Origin of the sequence: Streptomyces sp. NPDC004732 (genome assembly GCF_040609235.1) — a bacterium.
In the GTDB taxonomy this organism is placed as follows: Bacteria; Actinomycetota; Actinomycetes; order Streptomycetales; family Streptomycetaceae; genus Streptomyces.
In genome coordinates this window covers 609,164-623,904 of sequence record NZ_JBEXJR010000001.1, presented here as the reverse complement: position 1 = coordinate 623,904, position 14,741 = coordinate 609,164, and the positions used below count along the sequence as shown (strand labels likewise).

Sequence of the window (14,741 nt, the reverse complement as noted above, 5' to 3'; positions counted from 1 at the left end):
CGCTCCCCCCATTCCGGAATTGCAGCCCGAACAGGGCAACACTTCCGGACCCCCTTGGTCTAGACCTGAAAAACGTAACCTGGAACGAGGTGCACTTCAAGCCCTTGAATGTCAATCCGGACTGGTGGTACAGACCTCGTCGCGCTGCGTACAACAGGGGCCCGTGCGCGAGGATGACCCCATGGAACATGATCTTGCGGTGCGGCTCGACGGGGTCGGCCGCCGCTACGGCGTGGGCGGCACGTGGGTGCTGCGCGGCGTCGACCTGGGCATACGGACGGGTTCCCTGGTGCGGTTCGAGGGCGCCAACGGCACGGGAAAATCAACCCTGTTGAGAGTGCTCGCCGGGATCGACGCACCGTCCGAGGGCCGGGTGTCCGGACGTCGGCGCACGGCGTTCGTCCCCGAAAGGTTCCCCGCCGCACTCCCGTTCACGGCCATCGGCTACCTCACGCACATGGGCCGCGTGCACGGCCTCGCGCGCGGCGCGGCGCGGCAGCGCGCGACCGAGTGGCTGGAGCGCTTCGGCGCCGCCGGATACGCGCGGACGCCGCTGTCCGAACTCTCCAAGGGCAGCAGCCAGAAGGTCGCCGTGGCGCAGGCGCTGCTCGCCGACCCCGACCTGCTGGTCCTCGACGAGGCATGGACGGGCCTGGACGCGCCCGCCCGCGCCGAACTCGACCGCGCGGTGGCCGACCGCACGGCGGCGGGCGGCTCCGTGGTCTTCGTCGACCACGACCCGCGCCGCCTGCTCGGGGTGGCCGACGAGACGTACGCGCTCGTCGGCACGGCGCTCAACCGCCGTACGGCAGACAGCACTTCGCCATCCCCGCAGGGGCCGACCGTCCTCATCGAGGTCCGGGGGCCGCAGGGCGCGGAGCTCCCGGGGCCGGTGGCCGCAGCGGCCGTGGAGGCGTTCTCGGGAACGCCCGACGGCACCACGCGCCTCACGGTTCCGCAGCCCCACTCGGACCGGGTCCTGCGGGAACTCCTGACGGCGCGGCCGCCGTGGCACGTGGTGACGGTGCAGAACGCGGACGACGCGGCACAGGTGTTGGGCGGGGAGGAGCTGTGATGTCTGCTCTGTTGCGTTACCAGGCCGACCTGTTGGTGCGGTCCCAGCGATGGCTGCCGCCCGTCATCCTCTATGCCGTCTTCCTCGGCATCGGTGTGCAGGGCGGTCAGCCGATCCTGGACTCGCTCGCGTACGCCGCCGGGGCCCTGCTGCCCGTGGCCGCCTGGCTCGTGCGCATCTGTGTGTCCAACGAGCCGCCCGCGGCCCGCAGTTGCTCCGCCGCGGCCGCCGGTCCTGGACGGGCCCACCTCGCCTCGCTGCTCGCCGCGTTCCTCGCGTCGTCCGCGCTGGGCGGGGCGGCGGCCATCGTCGTGACGGCCATCAGCGATGCGGCGAGCACCAACGCGCGGGTGCCGGTCCCGCGGCTCTCCGCGGGCGCGGCCGGGCTGCTCGCGATGCTGGTCAGCGCGTTGCTCGGCACGGCGATCGGGGCGCTCGCCAACTGGCCGCTGCTGCGTTCCGCGGGGCGGGCCGTCCCCGCGATGCTGCTCGCCTCGCTGCTGCTGCTCGTCACCACGGGCTCCCCGGCGAAGTCGGTCCTCACCGACCTGACCACGGGGTCGCGGGAGGGCACGGTGCCGTGGTCCCTCGGCGCGCTCGCGGGGGCGCTTGCGGTGGCGGCGTCCGCGATGTGGGCGGCGTGCGCGCTCAGTTCACGACGGGGCTGAGGCGGGTGGCGGGGCGAGGTGCGGCCGAGGCGGGTGCCGGGGTGGGGTTCACCCCGAGCAGGCCGACCGCTCCGCCTCCCGCCACTCGCACACCGGGCAGAGTGTGATGCCCTTGCGGGACTCCGGGTACTCGGTGGGCGCGCGGCACAGCACACACTCGGCGACGGCCGCCGTACCGGTCTCGCCCGTGCCCTCGTCTGAGCCTTCGTCCGCATCCGCCATACGGGCCAGCCTAGCTCCGCGCCCCGGCGGCCCCCGCCCGCCCGATCTGCTCCGACACCCGGACGAACCGGAACCCGCGCTCCCGCAGCTTCGGGACGATCGTGCGCAGGGCGCGCTCCGTCGCGGGCGCCGCGCTGCGCGTGCAGTGCATGACGACGACCGAGCCGGGCCGCACCCCGTCGAGCACCTGTCGGGCCACCGCCCCGGAGTCCGTCGCGAAGGCGTCGCCGCTGACCACGTCCCACTGCACGGCGGTGACGCCGCCGGGCGCGAGGGCGCGCAGGGACCGCTGGTCGTAACAGCCGCCGGGGAAGCGGAAGTACGGCACGGGGTGCTCGACCCCCGCCGAGCGGAAGGCGGTGAACGCCCGCTCCATGTCGGTGCGCATACGGGCCGCGGGGACGGTCGGCAGTCCGTAGCAGCTGCCGGTGAAGGCGTGGTGGCTGTACGAGTGGTTGGCGACCTCGAAGAGCGGGTCGCGGCCGATGTCCCTGGCCTGCGCCGGGTACTCCTCGGCCCACCGCCCCGTCATGAAGAACGTCGCGGGCACCTTCAGCCGCCGCAGCGTGGCGACCAGCGCGGGGTTGTCGAAGCGCTCACCGGCCGCCGCGCGCGGCCCCTGGTCCGCGGTCATGTCGGCGTCGAAGGTGAGGGCGACGGTACGGCCGCCCTTGCGGGACCCGTTCTCGAAGACGGGGGTGAGACCGGCGGGGCCGGGCGCGAGCGTCGGCGCGGCGGACGCCGAGGGGGCGGCGGTCGCCGGGGGCCGGGCGGGGCGCCCCGCGTGACCGGACGACGTGGCGGTGTCGCCGGCGCATCCGGCGAGGGCGGCGGTCAGGGTGCCGAGGGCGCAGAGCGCGGCGCATCTCCGTACGAGAGTGATCACCCGACGAACATATATAGAGGAATGTAGTAAATCGGACCAAGGCTCGGCCCACCCGGGCCCATCGCCACTCGTCCGGGCCCGCGGTCGGTCAGAGCCAGCCCGCCAGCGATCCCATGAATCCGTCGAAGTCGTCCCGGTGGATGGTGTGCCCCGCGCCCCGCACCGTGCGCACCTCGAAGCCACGCCGCGCCAGCTCCTCCTTGAGCGCGTCGGGGACGACGGCGCTGGGGTCCGCGACCTGCACCAGCGAGGGCACGACGGGCGCGGCGGGGGTGTGGTCGACGGCGCCCGTGCCGGACAGCGAGAGCGCGGTGGCCGGGTCCCAGTCGGCCAGCGTGGCGATCTCGACGTCCACGTCGGCCGCCTCCCAGCGCGGGTTGAACTTCGCCAGGACGTCGCGCGGGATCCGCTGGAACTCCACGAACATCGCGGGGTCGACCGAACCCTCGCCGCCGAGCGCCCACGCCGGATCGGAGTAGACGGCCCGCGCGGGCGCGAGCCGTTCGGCCACGAGCGCCAGGGCGAGACCGCCGAGCGAGTGCCCGATCGCCAGTTCCGCGCCGGTCGGCAGGGTGTCGACGAGGTCGTCCGCGAAGATCCGCGCGCCGTACTCGCCGCGCCCGCTCGCGCCGTGGCCGCGCAGATCGACGCCGATGACGCGGTAGCCCCGGTCGGCGAGGGCGGGCCCCACGCGCCGCCAGGTGCGGTGGTCCGACATGATCCCGTGGACGAGGAGGGCGACGCGGTCGCCCGTTCCCCACTCGTGGGTGTGCAGCTTCATGGTGGTGGTGCCTTTCTCGTACGCGCCCGGCGGCACCCCTAGATCTTGTACGCGGACTGTTCCGCTCCGGTGGCCGCCCCCTCGATGTGACGCATGCAACGGGCCTTGTCCACGCACAATGCAGAAGTGGGGCACATGTCGAGGCAGTCTCGGAACGGCCCCGAAAGTGCCCGATGGTGACGGAAGGAACCCCCTATGCGTCCGGTGCTCCGCGACGACGTACGGCAGTTGGCGAAGAGCTGGGTGGACCAGGCTCGGACCGACGCGCTGAAGAACGGCGACGAGCCGCCGCCCGCGTTCGCCGACGTGCCCGACGACCAGCGCGCGCCGCTGTTCCACGAAGCGCACTACTGGCACACGCTCGCCTCCGGGCTGTTCATGGAGCAGTCCGTTCCGCCCCGCCCCTCCGCGGCGAACATCCGGGCCATGCGGGGGCACCTGACGGAGAGCTGCGAGCTGCTGCGCTCGATGCTGGACCGGCGCGGCGACCTGCTGCCCGAGGGCGCCCACGAACAACTCGCCGCCCTCGACCTGCGCGTCACCATGGCGCTGGACCTGGTGGAGAACGCGGGCGCGGCATGGGCCCGTGAGACCGACGCGGCCTGGCACGAGCTGATGCTGCTGGCCCGCCTGCTCACGTACGACCCCGCGCGCAACAGCGACGAGTGGGTGCCGGAGGGCTGGAACCACTTCGCGGGCCTGTATCTGGTCTAGGGCCCCGGGCCCCGTGTGGCAGATTGTTCCCCGTGACTCTTGGCATGGTCGTCGGCTGACTCCCGCTCGCGCGCAGCGACGCGGGGGTTCCGCATGCCCTCTTTCTGCCGGACACTCGGCATTCTCCCGGTAGTCCGGTAGTCCGGTACTCCGGCAGTCCGGTAGCCCTTGAGGCCTCCCGCGTCGAAGCGCTCTTCGTGCCCCAGCGCCCCGCGATCACGAGGAGTCCTTGATGCCCCGCATCGAGTGGACCGAGAACGACCACACCAACAGCCCGCCCCAGTACGCCCGTCAGCACGCCCGTTGGCACTCCGAGAGCGGCTTCGCGCCGCCCCGGCGCGTGGTCGTCGCCGACGACGCGACCAGCGCGGCCACCGCCCACCGCCTCGCCTGCGAGGGCACCGCGCTGCTCTGGCGCGGCGACTTCCACGGCGCCCGGCAGCTGCTCGGCGCGCTTGGCCGTCGCGTCGACAGGAAGGCGCCCGCGCCGGGCGCCACCCCCGCCGACTCCTTCCACCTGCACCGCCGCGCCCGCGGCCACCGGGCCCGTGTGCTCGGCATGCTGCTCGTGCGCCTGGACGACGGCCACCGGCTGACGCTGCGCCGGGCTCCCGACGTCCGCGCGGCCTGCCGGGAGGCCTACGGCCCGCCCGACGGGCCGATGGTGGTCTCCCTGCGGGAACTCCTCGGCGTGATCGGCGCCCACGAGTGGCGGGCCAAGGGGGTGCACGTGCCCGCTCTCGGCGCCCGCATCCACCCGCACTACGGGGTGTTCTCGCCGGTCAGGGGCGAGTACGTCGACCTGGTCGCGCGGGCGCCGCTCCCGGGCGCCGCACCACGGGACGGCGCGCCCCGGCCGCGTACGGCGTTCGACATCGGGACCGGCACCGGTGTGCTCGCGGCCGTCCTCGCCCGCCGCGGGGTGGAGCGGGTGGTGGCCACCGACATCAACCCGCGTGCCGTCGCGTGCGCGCGCGACAACGTCGAGCGCCTCGGTCTCGCCGGGCGCGTGGACGTCCTCGGCGCGGGTCTCTTCCCGGCGGGCCGGGCCGCGCTCGTGGTGTGCAATCCGCCGTGGCTGCCCGCCCGGCCGACCTCCGCCGTCGAGCAGGGCGTGTACGACCCGGGCGGCGCCATGCTGCACGGTTTCCTCACCGGGCTCGCCGCGCATCTGCAACCCGCGGGGGAGGGCTGGCTCGTCCTCTCCGACCTGGCCGAACATCTCCAACTCCGTTCGCGGGGCGAGCTGTTGACGTCCTTCGGTGCGGCGGGGCTGCGGGTGGTGGACCGTCTCGACATCGCGCCGCGCCATCCGCGCGCCGCCGATCCAGCCGACCCGCTGCACGCGGCCCGCGCGGCCGAAGTGACCTCGCTCTGGAGGCTGGCGCCCGGTCAGGAGTGAGTGCCCGGCCGGGAGTGAGTGCGGCAACCCTGTTTTGGAGCGAGTGATTCAGAATGTGCTAGCGTCCGGCCTCGTCAGTCAGTTCTGAAGCACTTGCTCCAAAAGGGGGACGGCTCCATGCCGCTCGCGGTGTACATAGTCGGGCTCGGCATCTTCACCCAAGGGACCTCGGAGTTCATGCTGTCCGGCCTGCTGCCGGGCATGGCCGACGACTTGGGGGTGTCCGTGCCCGATGCCGGGCTGCTCATCTCGGCCTTCGCGATCGGCATGGTCGTCGGCGCGCCCCTGCTCGCCGTCGCCACGCTCGGCTGGCCGCGGCGCACGGCGCTCGTCTCGCTGCAGGCGGCCTTCGTCGCCGCCCACGTCGTCGGCGCCCTCGCGCCCGGCTACACCATCCTGTTCGTCACCCGGGTGGTCGGCGCCCTCGCGTACGCCGGTTACTGGGGCGTCGCCGTGGCCACCGCGGTCGCGCTCGTCCCGGCGGAGGCCAAGGCGCGGGCGGTCGCCGTGGTGGCCGGTGGGCTGACGCTCGCCACCATCGTCGGCGTCCCCGCGGGCACGCTGCTCAGCCAGTTCTCCGACTGGCGCGCCGCGTTCTGGGCGGTGGCCGCGGCCACCGTGGTCAGCGCCGTCTGCACGCTGCTCGTCGTGCCCGGCGGCCGGGGCGAGGGCGAGCGACCCTCGGTCGGGGCCGAACTGCGCGCCATGGCACGGCCGCAGCTCTGGCTCTCGTACGCCGTGACCGCCTTCGCCTTCGGCGCCGTCATCGTCACCTTCAGCTATCTGGCGGCGCTGCTCACCGAGGTGAGCGGGGTCTCCGAAGGGTGGGTGCCCGCTGTCCTCGCGCTGTTCGGCGTCGGCGGGATGGCGGGCATCGTGATCGGCGGGCGCACCGGCCAGTCGCACCCCCTCGGCACGCTCGGCCTGGGCCTCGGCGGCCTCGCCGTCTTCTCCGCGCTGCTCGCGCTGACGGCGCACGTGACGGCCGTGGTGATCGCCCTGGTCTTCCTGCTCGGCCTCGTCGGCTACGTCACCAACCCGGCCCTGCAGTCACGGGTGTTCACCCTGGCGCCGGGCGCGCCCACGCTGGTCGGCGCGACCAACACGGCCGCGTTCAACGTCGGCAACACGGTGGCCCCGCTCCTCGGCGGCCTGGCCATCGACGCCGGACACGGCTACGCCTCGGTGGCCTGGGTCGGCGCCGCGCTGGCCACCGCGGGGGTGGCGGGCGTGCTGTGGGCGGCGCGTCTGCAGCGAGGACGCGAGGGCCGAGGTGTGGGCGCGTCCGCCGCGGCGGCCGCGTCTTCGTAGGGGCAGCGCAAGGGGTGGTGGGTGGTGTTTTGTGTATGTGTTCCAAAACAATTACCGTGGGCCCATGGCCAGACCACGAGAGTTCGATGAGGACCGCGTCGTCGCCGCGGCCATGGAGACGTTCTGGCGGCACGGGTACGAAGCCACCTCGACGCGCGATCTGTGCGACAGCACGGGCCTCGGTCCTTCGAGCCTCTACAACACCTTCGGCGGCAAGCGGCAGCTCTACCTCCGCGCCCTGCGGCGCTACTACGACACCGCCACCGCGGAGCAGGTGGAGATCCTGCGCGGCGAAGGACCGGCCAAGGAGCGGCTGCGCGCCATGATGATCCACGCCGTCGACGCCGACCTCGACGGGACGGGGGCACGCGGCTGCTTCGCGATCAACGCCGCCGTCGAGCTCGCCGGGCTCGACCCGGAGGTCAGGGAGGCGGTGCGGCGCAGCTTCGACCGGGTCGAGGACGAGCTGTGCGCGGTCGTCGAGGCGGGGCGGGGCGCGGGCGAGATCCGGTCCACCGGTGACGCGAGGGTCGTGGCCCGCCGGATCCAGAGCACGTACTACGGCCTGCGCGTCCTCAGCCGCGTACAGGACGACCGTGAGGTCCTGCTGGCCACGGTGGACGGCGCGCTCGCCGACCTGTGACCGCGCGCATGCGGCCCGCTGACGTACCGCTCACGTCCGCCGCCCACGGTTCGCCCCGCTCCACTCCCGACATGCCCGGCATAGCCCATCACCTGCGCGTTTATCGGGTGTTGATCGCGGACGGCGACGCTCCGCAGGTCCATGCCCCACAAGGGCCGACGGAAACGACCGGAGGTATGAACCATGAAGGTTGTCCGCTCCCTCAAGAAGAAGATCACCGGTGAGAAGAGCCTGAAGGCGTACGCCTGGTACCACTGGTACTAGGCCAGTCCTTGGTGCCACTCGCACCAGACCGTAGGGACGTAATGCGCCGTTGAGGCCCGCGCCCGGTGTGCCGAGAACCGGCCGCCGGGCCGGGCCTCCCGCCCTGGGAGATCCCCGATGTCGATTTCCGGTACCGACCGGCTCGCGCGGTCCACCGTCTTCACGCCGCGCCTCCACGCCCTGCTGCGCGACCACCGCGGCCAGGACGTGTTCCGCCTGGACGACGACACCGTCGGCGTCGCCGGGCCCGTCCTGACCGACCAGATCCTCGCCGCGCGCCCGGCCACCGAGCACGAGCGCCCCACCTTCAAGCCGCTCCACGGCCGCTCCATCCCGCGCACCGAGGCCTCCGGCGTCATGCAGGCCATCGGCCGTGACGTGCGGGCGGCGCTGAAGAAGCCGGTGCCCGGCCGCCTCGACCTCTCCGGGGAGTGGCCGCACGTCGGCCACGTCTACCTGCGCGACCTGATCCTCGGCGCCGATCCGTACCGGCTGCGCATCCTCATGGACCGCACCCTGGAGCTGACGCCCAAGCTGACCTGGACGGTCATCGCCACCGGAGCCGCCCTGCCCGGCAGGCTCCGCCCGGGCGCACCCGTCACCAGCATCGCGGGCCTCACCGCGAACGCCGCGACGTACAGCGACCGCCGCTACGCCATGGGCCTGTACCGGCGGGCGGCCGCCCCGGTCTGCTTCACCGTCTCCACGCTCGTCGCCAACGCGTACTGGCTCGGGGCGCCGTTCGACGACGAGACGCCCAACGAGCACATCCTGTACGAGTCCATGCGGCTGCTCCCGCCGTCCTGGAACATCCTGCGGAACGCGTCCCCCGAGTACACCGCCCTCGACGACCGCATCGGCACCGGCGACGACGTCCTGCTCCTGCCGCTGCTCAGCCACCGGGACCCGGAACTCTGGGACGACCCCGACGCGTTCCGCCCCGAGCGCTGGACCACCCTCGACCCCGACGACCACCCCGGCTACCTCCCGTTCGGCCACGCCTCCGAACGCTGCTGGGGGCGCCACATGGTGATGCCGCTCGCCGGGATGCTGCTCGACATCCTGCGTGCCGAGGGGACGACGGTCGACGCGCGGCAGACCACCGCGAAGGTGCCGCTCGCGGGGCTGCTCGGCGTCGACAAGGTGCGACTCGTCCGGCGCGGGAGCTAGCTCCCTTCTGACGGATCTCCGCGGCGGAACAGGGCCGTCCAGAGGAAGGGCTCACCGAAGAGCTCCGAACCGGGCGGCTCGTCCCGCATCCGGCGCACCTCGACCTCCGTGAGGCCCGCGAAGATCCCGCGCAGCGCGTCCGCCGTGTAGGCGAGGCCGCCGTGCAGCCTCGCCTCGCGGTAGAAGTCCGCGTCGGACAGCTCGGAGCCCATGCCTGCCTCGCCTTCCTCGCCCGCCGCGAAAGCGGTCAGGGCGAGGTGGCCGCCGGGCGCCAGGACGCGGTCGACGAGGGCGAGATAGCTGACGCGGCGGTGCGGCGGCAGATGGTGGAAGCAGCCCGAGTCGTGGATCAGGTCGTACGGACCGGTCAGCTCGGTCTCCGTCAGCGCGAAGGCGTCGCCGTGGTGGAACCTGATGCCGGCCCCTGCCTCGCGGGCGCGGTCCGCGGCCCAGTCGAGGGCGGCCCGCGACAGGTCGACGGCGTCCACCTCGTACCCGAGGGCGGCCAGGTGGAGCGCGTTGCGCCCGGGGCCGCAGCCGAGGTCGAGGGCGCGGCCCGGCGCGAGGAGGCCCCGCTCCGCGTACGAGACGAGGTTTTCGTCCGGCTTGGCCGCGAAGAACGGCACCGGCCGGTCGCGGTCCGCGTAGAAGCCGTCCCACCAGTCGGCCCCGGAGGCCGTCCAGCGGTCGGCCTCCGGCTCGAACAGGCCGTCCAGGAGCTTCATCACGTCGTCGATCGTGCGGATGCTGCGATCCATCAAGTCCCCTTCCCTGAGGCCCCAATTGTACGTTCTGGGAGGAGGAAATCCCAGCTCAGAGGTGGTTCTCGGGTGCTCGCGGCAGGCGCCGTCAGAGGGGCTTTCCCGGCCCCGTCGGCGCGGCTTTCCGAAGAGATCGAACGGCGTGTTCACGCGACGTATCCCCAGGCGTAATCACAGCTGGTTGGATGTGCGAGCTCGCAGCAACCACCCCCCACCCCAAGGAGCTTCCGTGCCGCACACAGCGCTGCGCAGGACCCACGCGGCCGCGATCACCTCCGTGCTCGCCGCCGCCACGCTCGCAGCCGTCGCCCCCTCCGCGACCGCCGCCGGCGCCTCGGCCGCCCCGCCGCCGCTCAAGGTGCTCACGTACAACACCTTCCTGTTCAGCAAGACGCTCTACCCGAACTGGGGCCAGGACCACCGCGCCAAGGCGATACCGGCCGCCGACTTCTTCCGGGGCCAGGACGTCGTCGTGCTCCAGGAGGCGTTCGACAACTCCGCCTCCGACGCGCTGAAGGCGAACGCCGCGGCCGGATATCCGCACCAGACCCCCGTGATGGGCCGCAGCAAGAGCGGCTGGGACGCCACCGGCGGCGCGTACTCCTCGGTGACGCCGGAGGACGGCGGCGTCACCGTCCTGAGCAAGTGGCCGATCGTGCGCAAGGAGCAGTACGTCTACAAGGACGCCTGCGGCGCCGACTCGTACTCCAACAAGGGCTTCGTCTACGCCGTCCTGGACGTGAACGGCACCAGGACCCATGTCGTCGGCACCCACACCCAGTCCACCGACCCCGGCTGCGGCAGCGGCGAGGCCGCGGCCACCCGCGCGAAGCAGTTCAAGGAGATGGACGCCTTCCTGGACGCCAAGAACATCCCCGCCGACGAACAGGTCGTCGTGGCGGGGGACTTCAACGTCGACTCGCACAGCTCCGAGTACGCCTCGATGCTCGCCGACGGGGGCTTCGCCCCCGCCGACGGCCGCACCGGCCACCCGTACTCCTTCGACACCCGGGACAACTCGATCGCCGCCGAGCGCTACCCGGACGACCCCCGCGAAGACCTGGACTACATCCTCCACCGCAAGGGCCACGCCCGCCCCGCGAGCTGGACCAACAACGTCATCAAGGAGCAGAGCGCGCCCTGGACGGTGTCCAGCTGGGGCAAGGACTACACGTACACCAACCTGTCGGACCACTACCCCGTGACCGCGTCCTAGCGGCCGAGGGGGTCCAGGGGGGCTAGGAGCCTAGCCCTTCAGGCGCTCGTGCAGTTCCTCGGCGTCGGCGAGGAACCATGTCTGCCGTCCTCGGTTGCACTCCCGGACGAAGTCACGCAGGGCCGAACTGGCCTCGGTGTGGCGGGAGATGTCGCCGAGGACGGCGAGGCCCACGCGGTAGGTGACGAACTTCTGGATGATGTCGCCCGCGACGCGGGTGCGCAGCCGGAAGAACGATTCGTCGAACCGCTCGGCCGGGATGGCGACCCACTGGGCGCCCTGCCAGGCGGCGTTGCCGACGAGGTCCATGATGTCGCGCTCCCCGGCGATCGGCTCGCCCTCGGCGTCGCACATCAGGACCGCACCCTGCTCCTCGGCGCCCGTCACTGGCCCACCCTCCCGTCGACGCACTCGCGCAGCAGGTCGGCGTGCCCGCAGTGTCTCGCGTACTCCTCGATGCGGTGCACCAGCAGCTCGCGCACCGAGGTCCGGTCCTTGCCCAGGCGCTCGCCCAGGTCCGGATGGGCGGCGAGGAGGGCGTCGGTCGCGGCCTGCTCGCGCTCCAGCGAGGCGAACGCCTCCTCGACCACGCCCTGGTCCGCGACGGCTCCGGTGAAGTCCGCGCCCCGCTCGCCGTACAGCTTCGGGACCGGTTCGTCGCTGATCCAGGTGCGCCAGTCCCGCTCCACCTCGACGAGATGGCGGACCAGGCCGAGGAGCGACATCGTCGACGGCGGCACCGACCGCCGGGCCAGCTGCTCCGCGTCCAGGCCCTCACACTTCATCCGCAGGGTCATGCGGTACCCCGACAGGAAGTCGAGCAGGGTGGGGAGCTCGCCGTCCGGACTGCTCCCCTCGCTGTCGCGGGGGTCGTCGTCCGGATCGGCCCACATGTCCGGATAGGTGGTGGCCCGGCTCCATCGCTCGGGGCGGTCACTCTCGTCGCTCATGCTTTCCATGGTCGTCGGTGAGGAGCCGGGCCCGCCAGTGCTTTGTTCCGGCGCCGCCTACTTGTGCCAGGGGCCCGTCACCGCGAACGTCGTGCCGGGCGTGTAGCAGTTCACGTACATCGTGTCGTGGTCGGGGGAGAAGGTGACGCCCGCGAACTCGCCCCACTCGGGCTCCTCCGGGGTGCCGATGTTCTGCCGCCCGCGGGCCATCGCGTAGACCTCGCCGCCCCGGGTGAGGCCGTACACGTGCTGGACCCCGCCGCCGTCCTCGCACACCATCAGGCCGCCGCTCGGCGCGAGGCAGATGTTGTCGGGGGACTCGCCCGGCAACTGGATGTCGGTGCTCGGGCCGAAGACGATCACGAGGGTGAGGCGGCGCTTCGACGGGTCGTAGCGCCAGATCTGGCCGAAGTGGTCGGCCGCCGAGCCCTCCGCGCTGTGGGCGAAGGAGGAGACGAAGTAGACGGACGAGCCGCCCCAGTAGCAGCCCTCCAGCTTCTGCGCGTGGGTGATGCCCTTCTTGCCGAAGTCCTGGAGGCGGATGGGGGTCTGGGCCGCCAGCGGGTCAGGTACGTCGACCCACTCGATGCCGTCGAAGGAGGCGCCCGTCTCCTGGATCGAGGACAGGTCGGGCACACCGGGCACCCGCATCGCCTGCAGCTTGCCGCCCGCGCGCAGCGAACCGCGGCCGCCCCCGGGCTTCTCGGGCAGGAAGCGGTAGAAGAGGCCGAAGGGCTTGAGGAAGGCGTCCTCGGTCTCGTAGACGACGCCGCGCTTCGGGTCGACGGCGATGGCCTCGTGCTGGAAGCGGCCCATTGCGGTCAGCGGCACCGCGCCGGTGCGGTGCGGATCCACCGGGTCGACCTCGAAGATGAAGCCGTGGTCCTTGGTGTAGCCGTTCGTTCCGGCCTTGTCCTCGGTCTCCTCGCAGGTGAGCCAGGTGCCCCAAGGGGTCGGCCCGCCCGCGCAGTTGACTGCGGTCCCTGCGATGGCGACGCGTTCGCCGACGACGTTGTTTCTGCGGTCGAGCGCGAGCGCCGTACAGCCGCCCTTGGCCATCGGGTCGTAGGTCAGACCTTCGACCGTGGGTACGCCGATCTTTCCGGTGACGCGGTTCTCGTGGTTGCGGACGAGGTTGACCCCGCCGTGCTTGCCTCTGAAGGCAGCCATGCCGTCGTGGTTGCTGGGCACCTTGCCCTCACCCGACCGCAGTTCGTCGCCCTCGCGGGAGAGGACCTTGTAGCGGAACCCCTTGGGCAGGTCGAGCAGCCCCTCGGGGTCGGGGACGAGGGGGCCGTAACCGGCTTTTCCATGTGCGGCCGCGGTGCCCGCGAAGAGTTCCGAGAGCGCGCCGGTGAAGGCGATTCCGGCGCCCACGGCACCGGAGCGGGCGAGGACCTGACGTCGAGTGGCAGACATGATGGGCAACCTCCTGCTGGCGGACAGGAATGTGACCGGATGTGTGTACCACGCGCTCTGGTGCACGGGAACCACGCGCGTAGCTTCCGTTTCGCGTGCCGTCCCGGGCCCCCGTGGCAGCAGGTGCCGCGGGCGGGGCTACTCGCCCACGAGTCCCTTGGCGTCCCGTGCGAGCGCCGTGAGCCGCGAGATGGCACGGAAGTACTTCTTCCGGTACCCGCCGTTGAGCATCTCCTCGCTGAAGAGCCGGTCGAAGGGCACACCGGAGGCGAGTACCGGCACCTCTCGGTCGTACAGCCGGTCGGCGAGCACCACAAGGCGCAGAGCGGTCGACTGGTCCGGCACCGGCGTCACGTCGGTGAGGCAGACGGCGCCGAGCCCGTCGGTCAGCGCGCCGTACCGGCTCGGGTGGACCTTGGACAGGTGTTCGAGCAGATGCGGGAAGTCGTCGAGCGAGGCGCCGTCGGTCGCGTACGCCGCCTTGGTGACCTGCTCCTCCGAGTACGGAGCGGGGGCCTCCGGAAGGCCCCTGTGGCGGTAGTCCTCGCCGTCGATCCGCAACGCCTTGAAGTGGGCGGACAGGCCCTGGATCTCACGCATGAAGTCCGTGGCCGCGAACCGGCCCTCACCGAGCTTGCCCGGCAGCGTGTTCGAGGTCGCGGCGAGCGCCACGCCCTCCCCGACGAGCTTGGAGAGCAGCGAGGAGACCAGGACCGTGTCGCCCGGGTCGTCGAGCTCGAACTCGTCGATGCAGAGCAGCCGGTGCCCGCCCAGGGTGCGCACGGTCTGCTGGAAGCCGAGCGCGCCGACCAGGTTCGTCAGCTCGACGAAGGTGCCGAACGCCTTCTGCTCGGGGGCCGCGGGCGTCGCGTGCCAGAGGGAGGCGAGCAGGTGGGTCTTGCCGACGCCGTAGCCACCGTCGAGGTAGATGCCGCGGGGGCCCGTGGGGGCGGCCGCCTTCTTCTGGAACCAGCGGCGCTTGCCCGCGCCGCTCGCATGCGCCCCGCCGAGCCCCGCGGCGAAGCCGCTCAGGGCCCCGATCGCCGCGGTCTGGCTCGGCTGATTGGGGTCCGGGATGTACGTGTCGAAGCGGGCGGCTTGGAAGCGCGGCGGCGGCACCATCTCGGCGACCAGACGGTCGGCGGGGACGCGGGGCTCGCGGGCGCACAGCGACAGCGGAGCCACTTCGGCTATGGGGTGGTGCCCGGAGGCGGCGGTGGAGGACGACACGGTTCCCCAGCTTAAAGGGCGTGCAAGAC

General features: G+C 72.3%; 17 protein-coding genes. 9 read left to right on the top strand and 8 right to left on the bottom strand.

Features of this window, described 5'->3' with window-relative positions; translation table 11 throughout:
• The first annotated feature begins 181 nt into the window (after window positions 1–181).
• Together ABZV77_RS02600 and ABZV77_RS02595 are read left to right on the top strand one after the other, a co-directional pair.
• On the top strand, window positions 182–1,075 hold the full coding sequence (locus ABZV77_RS02600) for an ABC transporter ATP-binding protein (RefSeq protein WP_356249468.1): 894 nt from the start codon (window positions 182–184) through the stop codon (window positions 1,073–1,075).
• Entirely contained in the window at window positions 1,075–1,743 is a 669-nt protein-coding gene (locus ABZV77_RS02595) for an ABC transporter (RefSeq protein ID WP_356249466.1), read from the top strand. The genes ABZV77_RS02600 and ABZV77_RS02595 overlap by 1 nt, the downstream gene beginning before the upstream one ends.
• A gap of 48 nt (window positions 1,744–1,791) precedes the next feature.
• Here the strand turns inward: ABZV77_RS02595 and ABZV77_RS02590 are convergent, their stop codons facing one another.
• The 3 genes from ABZV77_RS02590 to ABZV77_RS02580 form a co-directional block, all read right to left on the bottom strand.
• Window positions 1,792–1,965: a hypothetical protein gene (locus ABZV77_RS02590; RefSeq protein WP_356249464.1), complete on the bottom strand. Its 174-nt coding sequence runs from the start codon at window positions 1,963–1,965 to the stop codon at window positions 1,792–1,794.
• A gap of 10 nt (window positions 1,966–1,975) precedes the next feature.
• Window positions 1,976–2,851: a polysaccharide deacetylase family protein gene (locus ABZV77_RS02585; protein WP_356249463.1), complete on the bottom strand. Its 876-nt coding sequence runs from the start codon at window positions 2,849–2,851 to the stop codon at window positions 1,976–1,978.
• Between the two features lie 88 nt (window positions 2,852–2,939).
• A complete protein-coding gene (locus ABZV77_RS02580; RefSeq protein ID WP_356249461.1) occupies window positions 2,940–3,632 on the bottom strand; it encodes an alpha/beta hydrolase in 693 nt (230 codons plus the stop codon).
• A gap of 195 nt (window positions 3,633–3,827) precedes the next feature.
• Between ABZV77_RS02580 and ABZV77_RS02575 the strand changes: the two genes are divergently transcribed.
• The 6 genes from ABZV77_RS02575 to ABZV77_RS02550 all read left to right on the top strand — a co-directional run bounded on the left by ABZV77_RS02575 (window position 3,828) and on the right by ABZV77_RS02550 (window position 9,136).
• The gene (locus ABZV77_RS02575) at window positions 3,828–4,346 is read left to right on the top strand and encodes a hypothetical protein (protein WP_356249459.1); all 519 of its coding nucleotides are present in this window, start codon (window positions 3,828–3,830) and stop codon (window positions 4,344–4,346) included.
• Window positions 4,347–4,578: 232 nt separating this feature from the next.
• Window positions 4,579–5,748 carry a class I SAM-dependent methyltransferase gene (locus tag ABZV77_RS02570; protein ID WP_356249457.1) on the top strand — a complete coding sequence of 390 codons (1,170 nt, stop codon included), beginning with the start codon at window positions 4,579–4,581 and terminating at the stop codon, window positions 5,746–5,748.
• A 117-nt stretch (window positions 5,749–5,865) separates the two neighbouring features.
• The gene (locus ABZV77_RS02565) at window positions 5,866–7,059 is read left to right on the top strand and encodes a Cmx/CmrA family chloramphenicol efflux MFS transporter (protein ID WP_356249455.1); all 1,194 of its coding nucleotides are present in this window, start codon (window positions 5,866–5,868) and stop codon (window positions 7,057–7,059) included.
• A gap of 64 nt (window positions 7,060–7,123) precedes the next feature.
• Window positions 7,124–7,702 carry a TetR/AcrR family transcriptional regulator gene (locus tag ABZV77_RS02560; RefSeq protein WP_356249453.1) on the top strand — a complete coding sequence of 193 codons (579 nt, stop codon included), beginning with the start codon at window positions 7,124–7,126 and terminating at the stop codon, window positions 7,700–7,702.
• Between the two features lie 183 nt (window positions 7,703–7,885).
• Window positions 7,886–7,966 (top strand): tryptorubin family RiPP precursor, encoded by an 81-nt coding sequence (locus tag ABZV77_RS02555; RefSeq protein WP_223828759.1) that lies wholly within the window; start codon window positions 7,886–7,888, stop codon window positions 7,964–7,966.
• 117 nt (window positions 7,967–8,083) lie between these two features.
• The gene (locus ABZV77_RS02550) at window positions 8,084–9,136 is read left to right on the top strand and encodes a cytochrome P450 (protein ID WP_356249451.1); all 1,053 of its coding nucleotides are present in this window, start codon (window positions 8,084–8,086) and stop codon (window positions 9,134–9,136) included.
• On the opposite strand, the gene ABZV77_RS02545 is transcribed toward ABZV77_RS02550, so the two are convergent.
• On the bottom strand, window positions 9,133–9,894 hold the full coding sequence (locus tag ABZV77_RS02545) for a class I SAM-dependent methyltransferase (RefSeq protein WP_356249449.1): 762 nt from the start codon (window positions 9,892–9,894) through the stop codon (window positions 9,133–9,135). The two genes, ABZV77_RS02550 and ABZV77_RS02545, sit on opposite strands and share 4 nt — an antisense overlap.
• 232 nt (window positions 9,895–10,126) lie before the next feature.
• Here ABZV77_RS02545 and sph point away from each other — a divergent pair, with 232 nt between their 5' ends.
• Entirely contained in the window at window positions 10,127–11,113 is a 987-nt protein-coding gene (gene sph, locus ABZV77_RS02540; protein WP_356249447.1) for a sphingomyelin phosphodiesterase, read from the top strand.
• Between the two features lie 30 nt (window positions 11,114–11,143).
• On the opposite strand, the gene ABZV77_RS02535 is transcribed toward sph, so the two are convergent.
• From ABZV77_RS02535 to zapE, 4 genes are all read right to left on the bottom strand, one after another.
• Window positions 11,144–11,467: a DUF4180 domain-containing protein gene (locus ABZV77_RS02535; protein ID WP_356250156.1), complete on the bottom strand. Its 324-nt coding sequence runs from the start codon at window positions 11,465–11,467 to the stop codon at window positions 11,144–11,146.
• 29 nt (window positions 11,468–11,496) lie between these two features.
• Complete coding sequence (locus ABZV77_RS02530) at window positions 11,497–12,063, bottom strand: DinB family protein (protein WP_356249445.1); 567 nt, start codon at window positions 12,061–12,063, stop codon at window positions 11,497–11,499.
• 57 nt (window positions 12,064–12,120) lie between these two features.
• The gene (locus ABZV77_RS02525; RefSeq protein WP_356249443.1) at window positions 12,121–13,482 is read right to left on the bottom strand and encodes a PhoX family protein; all 1,362 of its coding nucleotides are present in this window, start codon (window positions 13,480–13,482) and stop codon (window positions 12,121–12,123) included.
• 138 nt (window positions 13,483–13,620) lie between these two features.
• Window positions 13,621–14,712 carry a cell division protein ZapE gene (gene zapE, locus ABZV77_RS02520; protein ID WP_356249441.1) on the bottom strand — a complete coding sequence of 364 codons (1,092 nt, stop codon included), beginning with the start codon at window positions 14,710–14,712 and terminating at the stop codon, window positions 13,621–13,623.
• Between the last annotated feature and the right edge of the window lie 29 nt (window positions 14,713–14,741).

What these genes read in the sequence shown, in the direction of transcription:
- ABZV77_RS02595 (WP_356249466.1), top strand. Translation starts at nt 1,075, where the DNA reads ATGTCTGCTCTGTTGCGTTACCAGGCCGACCTGTTGGTGCGGTCCCAG.
- ABZV77_RS02550 (WP_356249451.1), top strand. Translation starts at nt 8,084, where the DNA reads ATGTCGATTTCCGGTACCGACCGGCTCGCGCGGTCCACCGTCTTCACG.
- ABZV77_RS02555 (WP_223828759.1), top strand. Translation starts at nt 7,886, where the DNA reads ATGAAGGTTGTCCGCTCCCTCAAGAAGAAGATCACCGGTGAGAAGAGC.
- ABZV77_RS02570 (WP_356249457.1), top strand. Translation starts at nt 4,579, where the DNA reads ATGCCCCGCATCGAGTGGACCGAGAACGACCACACCAACAGCCCGCCC.
- ABZV77_RS02600 (WP_356249468.1), top strand. Translation starts at nt 182, where the DNA reads ATGGAACATGATCTTGCGGTGCGGCTCGACGGGGTCGGCCGCCGCTAC.
- ABZV77_RS02590 (WP_356249464.1), bottom strand. Translation starts at nt 1,965, where the DNA reads ATGGCGGATGCGGACGAAGGCTCAGACGAGGGCACGGGCGAGACCGGT.
- ABZV77_RS02545 (WP_356249449.1), bottom strand. Translation starts at nt 9,894, where the DNA reads ATGGATCGCAGCATCCGCACGATCGACGACGTGATGAAGCTCCTGGAC.
- ABZV77_RS02560 (WP_356249453.1), top strand. Translation starts at nt 7,124, where the DNA reads ATGGCCAGACCACGAGAGTTCGATGAGGACCGCGTCGTCGCCGCGGCC.
- ABZV77_RS02535 (WP_356250156.1), bottom strand. Translation starts at nt 11,467, where the DNA reads ATGTGCGACGCCGAGGGCGAGCCGATCGCCGGGGAGCGCGACATCATG.
- ABZV77_RS02580 (WP_356249461.1), bottom strand. Translation starts at nt 3,632, where the DNA reads ATGAAGCTGCACACCCACGAGTGGGGAACGGGCGACCGCGTCGCCCTC.
- ABZV77_RS02575 (WP_356249459.1), top strand. Translation starts at nt 3,828, where the DNA reads ATGCGTCCGGTGCTCCGCGACGACGTACGGCAGTTGGCGAAGAGCTGG.
- ABZV77_RS02525 (WP_356249443.1), bottom strand. Translation starts at nt 13,482, where the DNA reads ATGTCTGCCACTCGACGTCAGGTCCTCGCCCGCTCCGGTGCCGTGGGC.
- ABZV77_RS02530 (WP_356249445.1), bottom strand. Translation starts at nt 12,063, where the DNA reads ATGAGCGACGAGAGTGACCGCCCCGAGCGATGGAGCCGGGCCACCACC.
- ABZV77_RS02565 (WP_356249455.1), top strand. Translation starts at nt 5,866, where the DNA reads ATGCCGCTCGCGGTGTACATAGTCGGGCTCGGCATCTTCACCCAAGGG.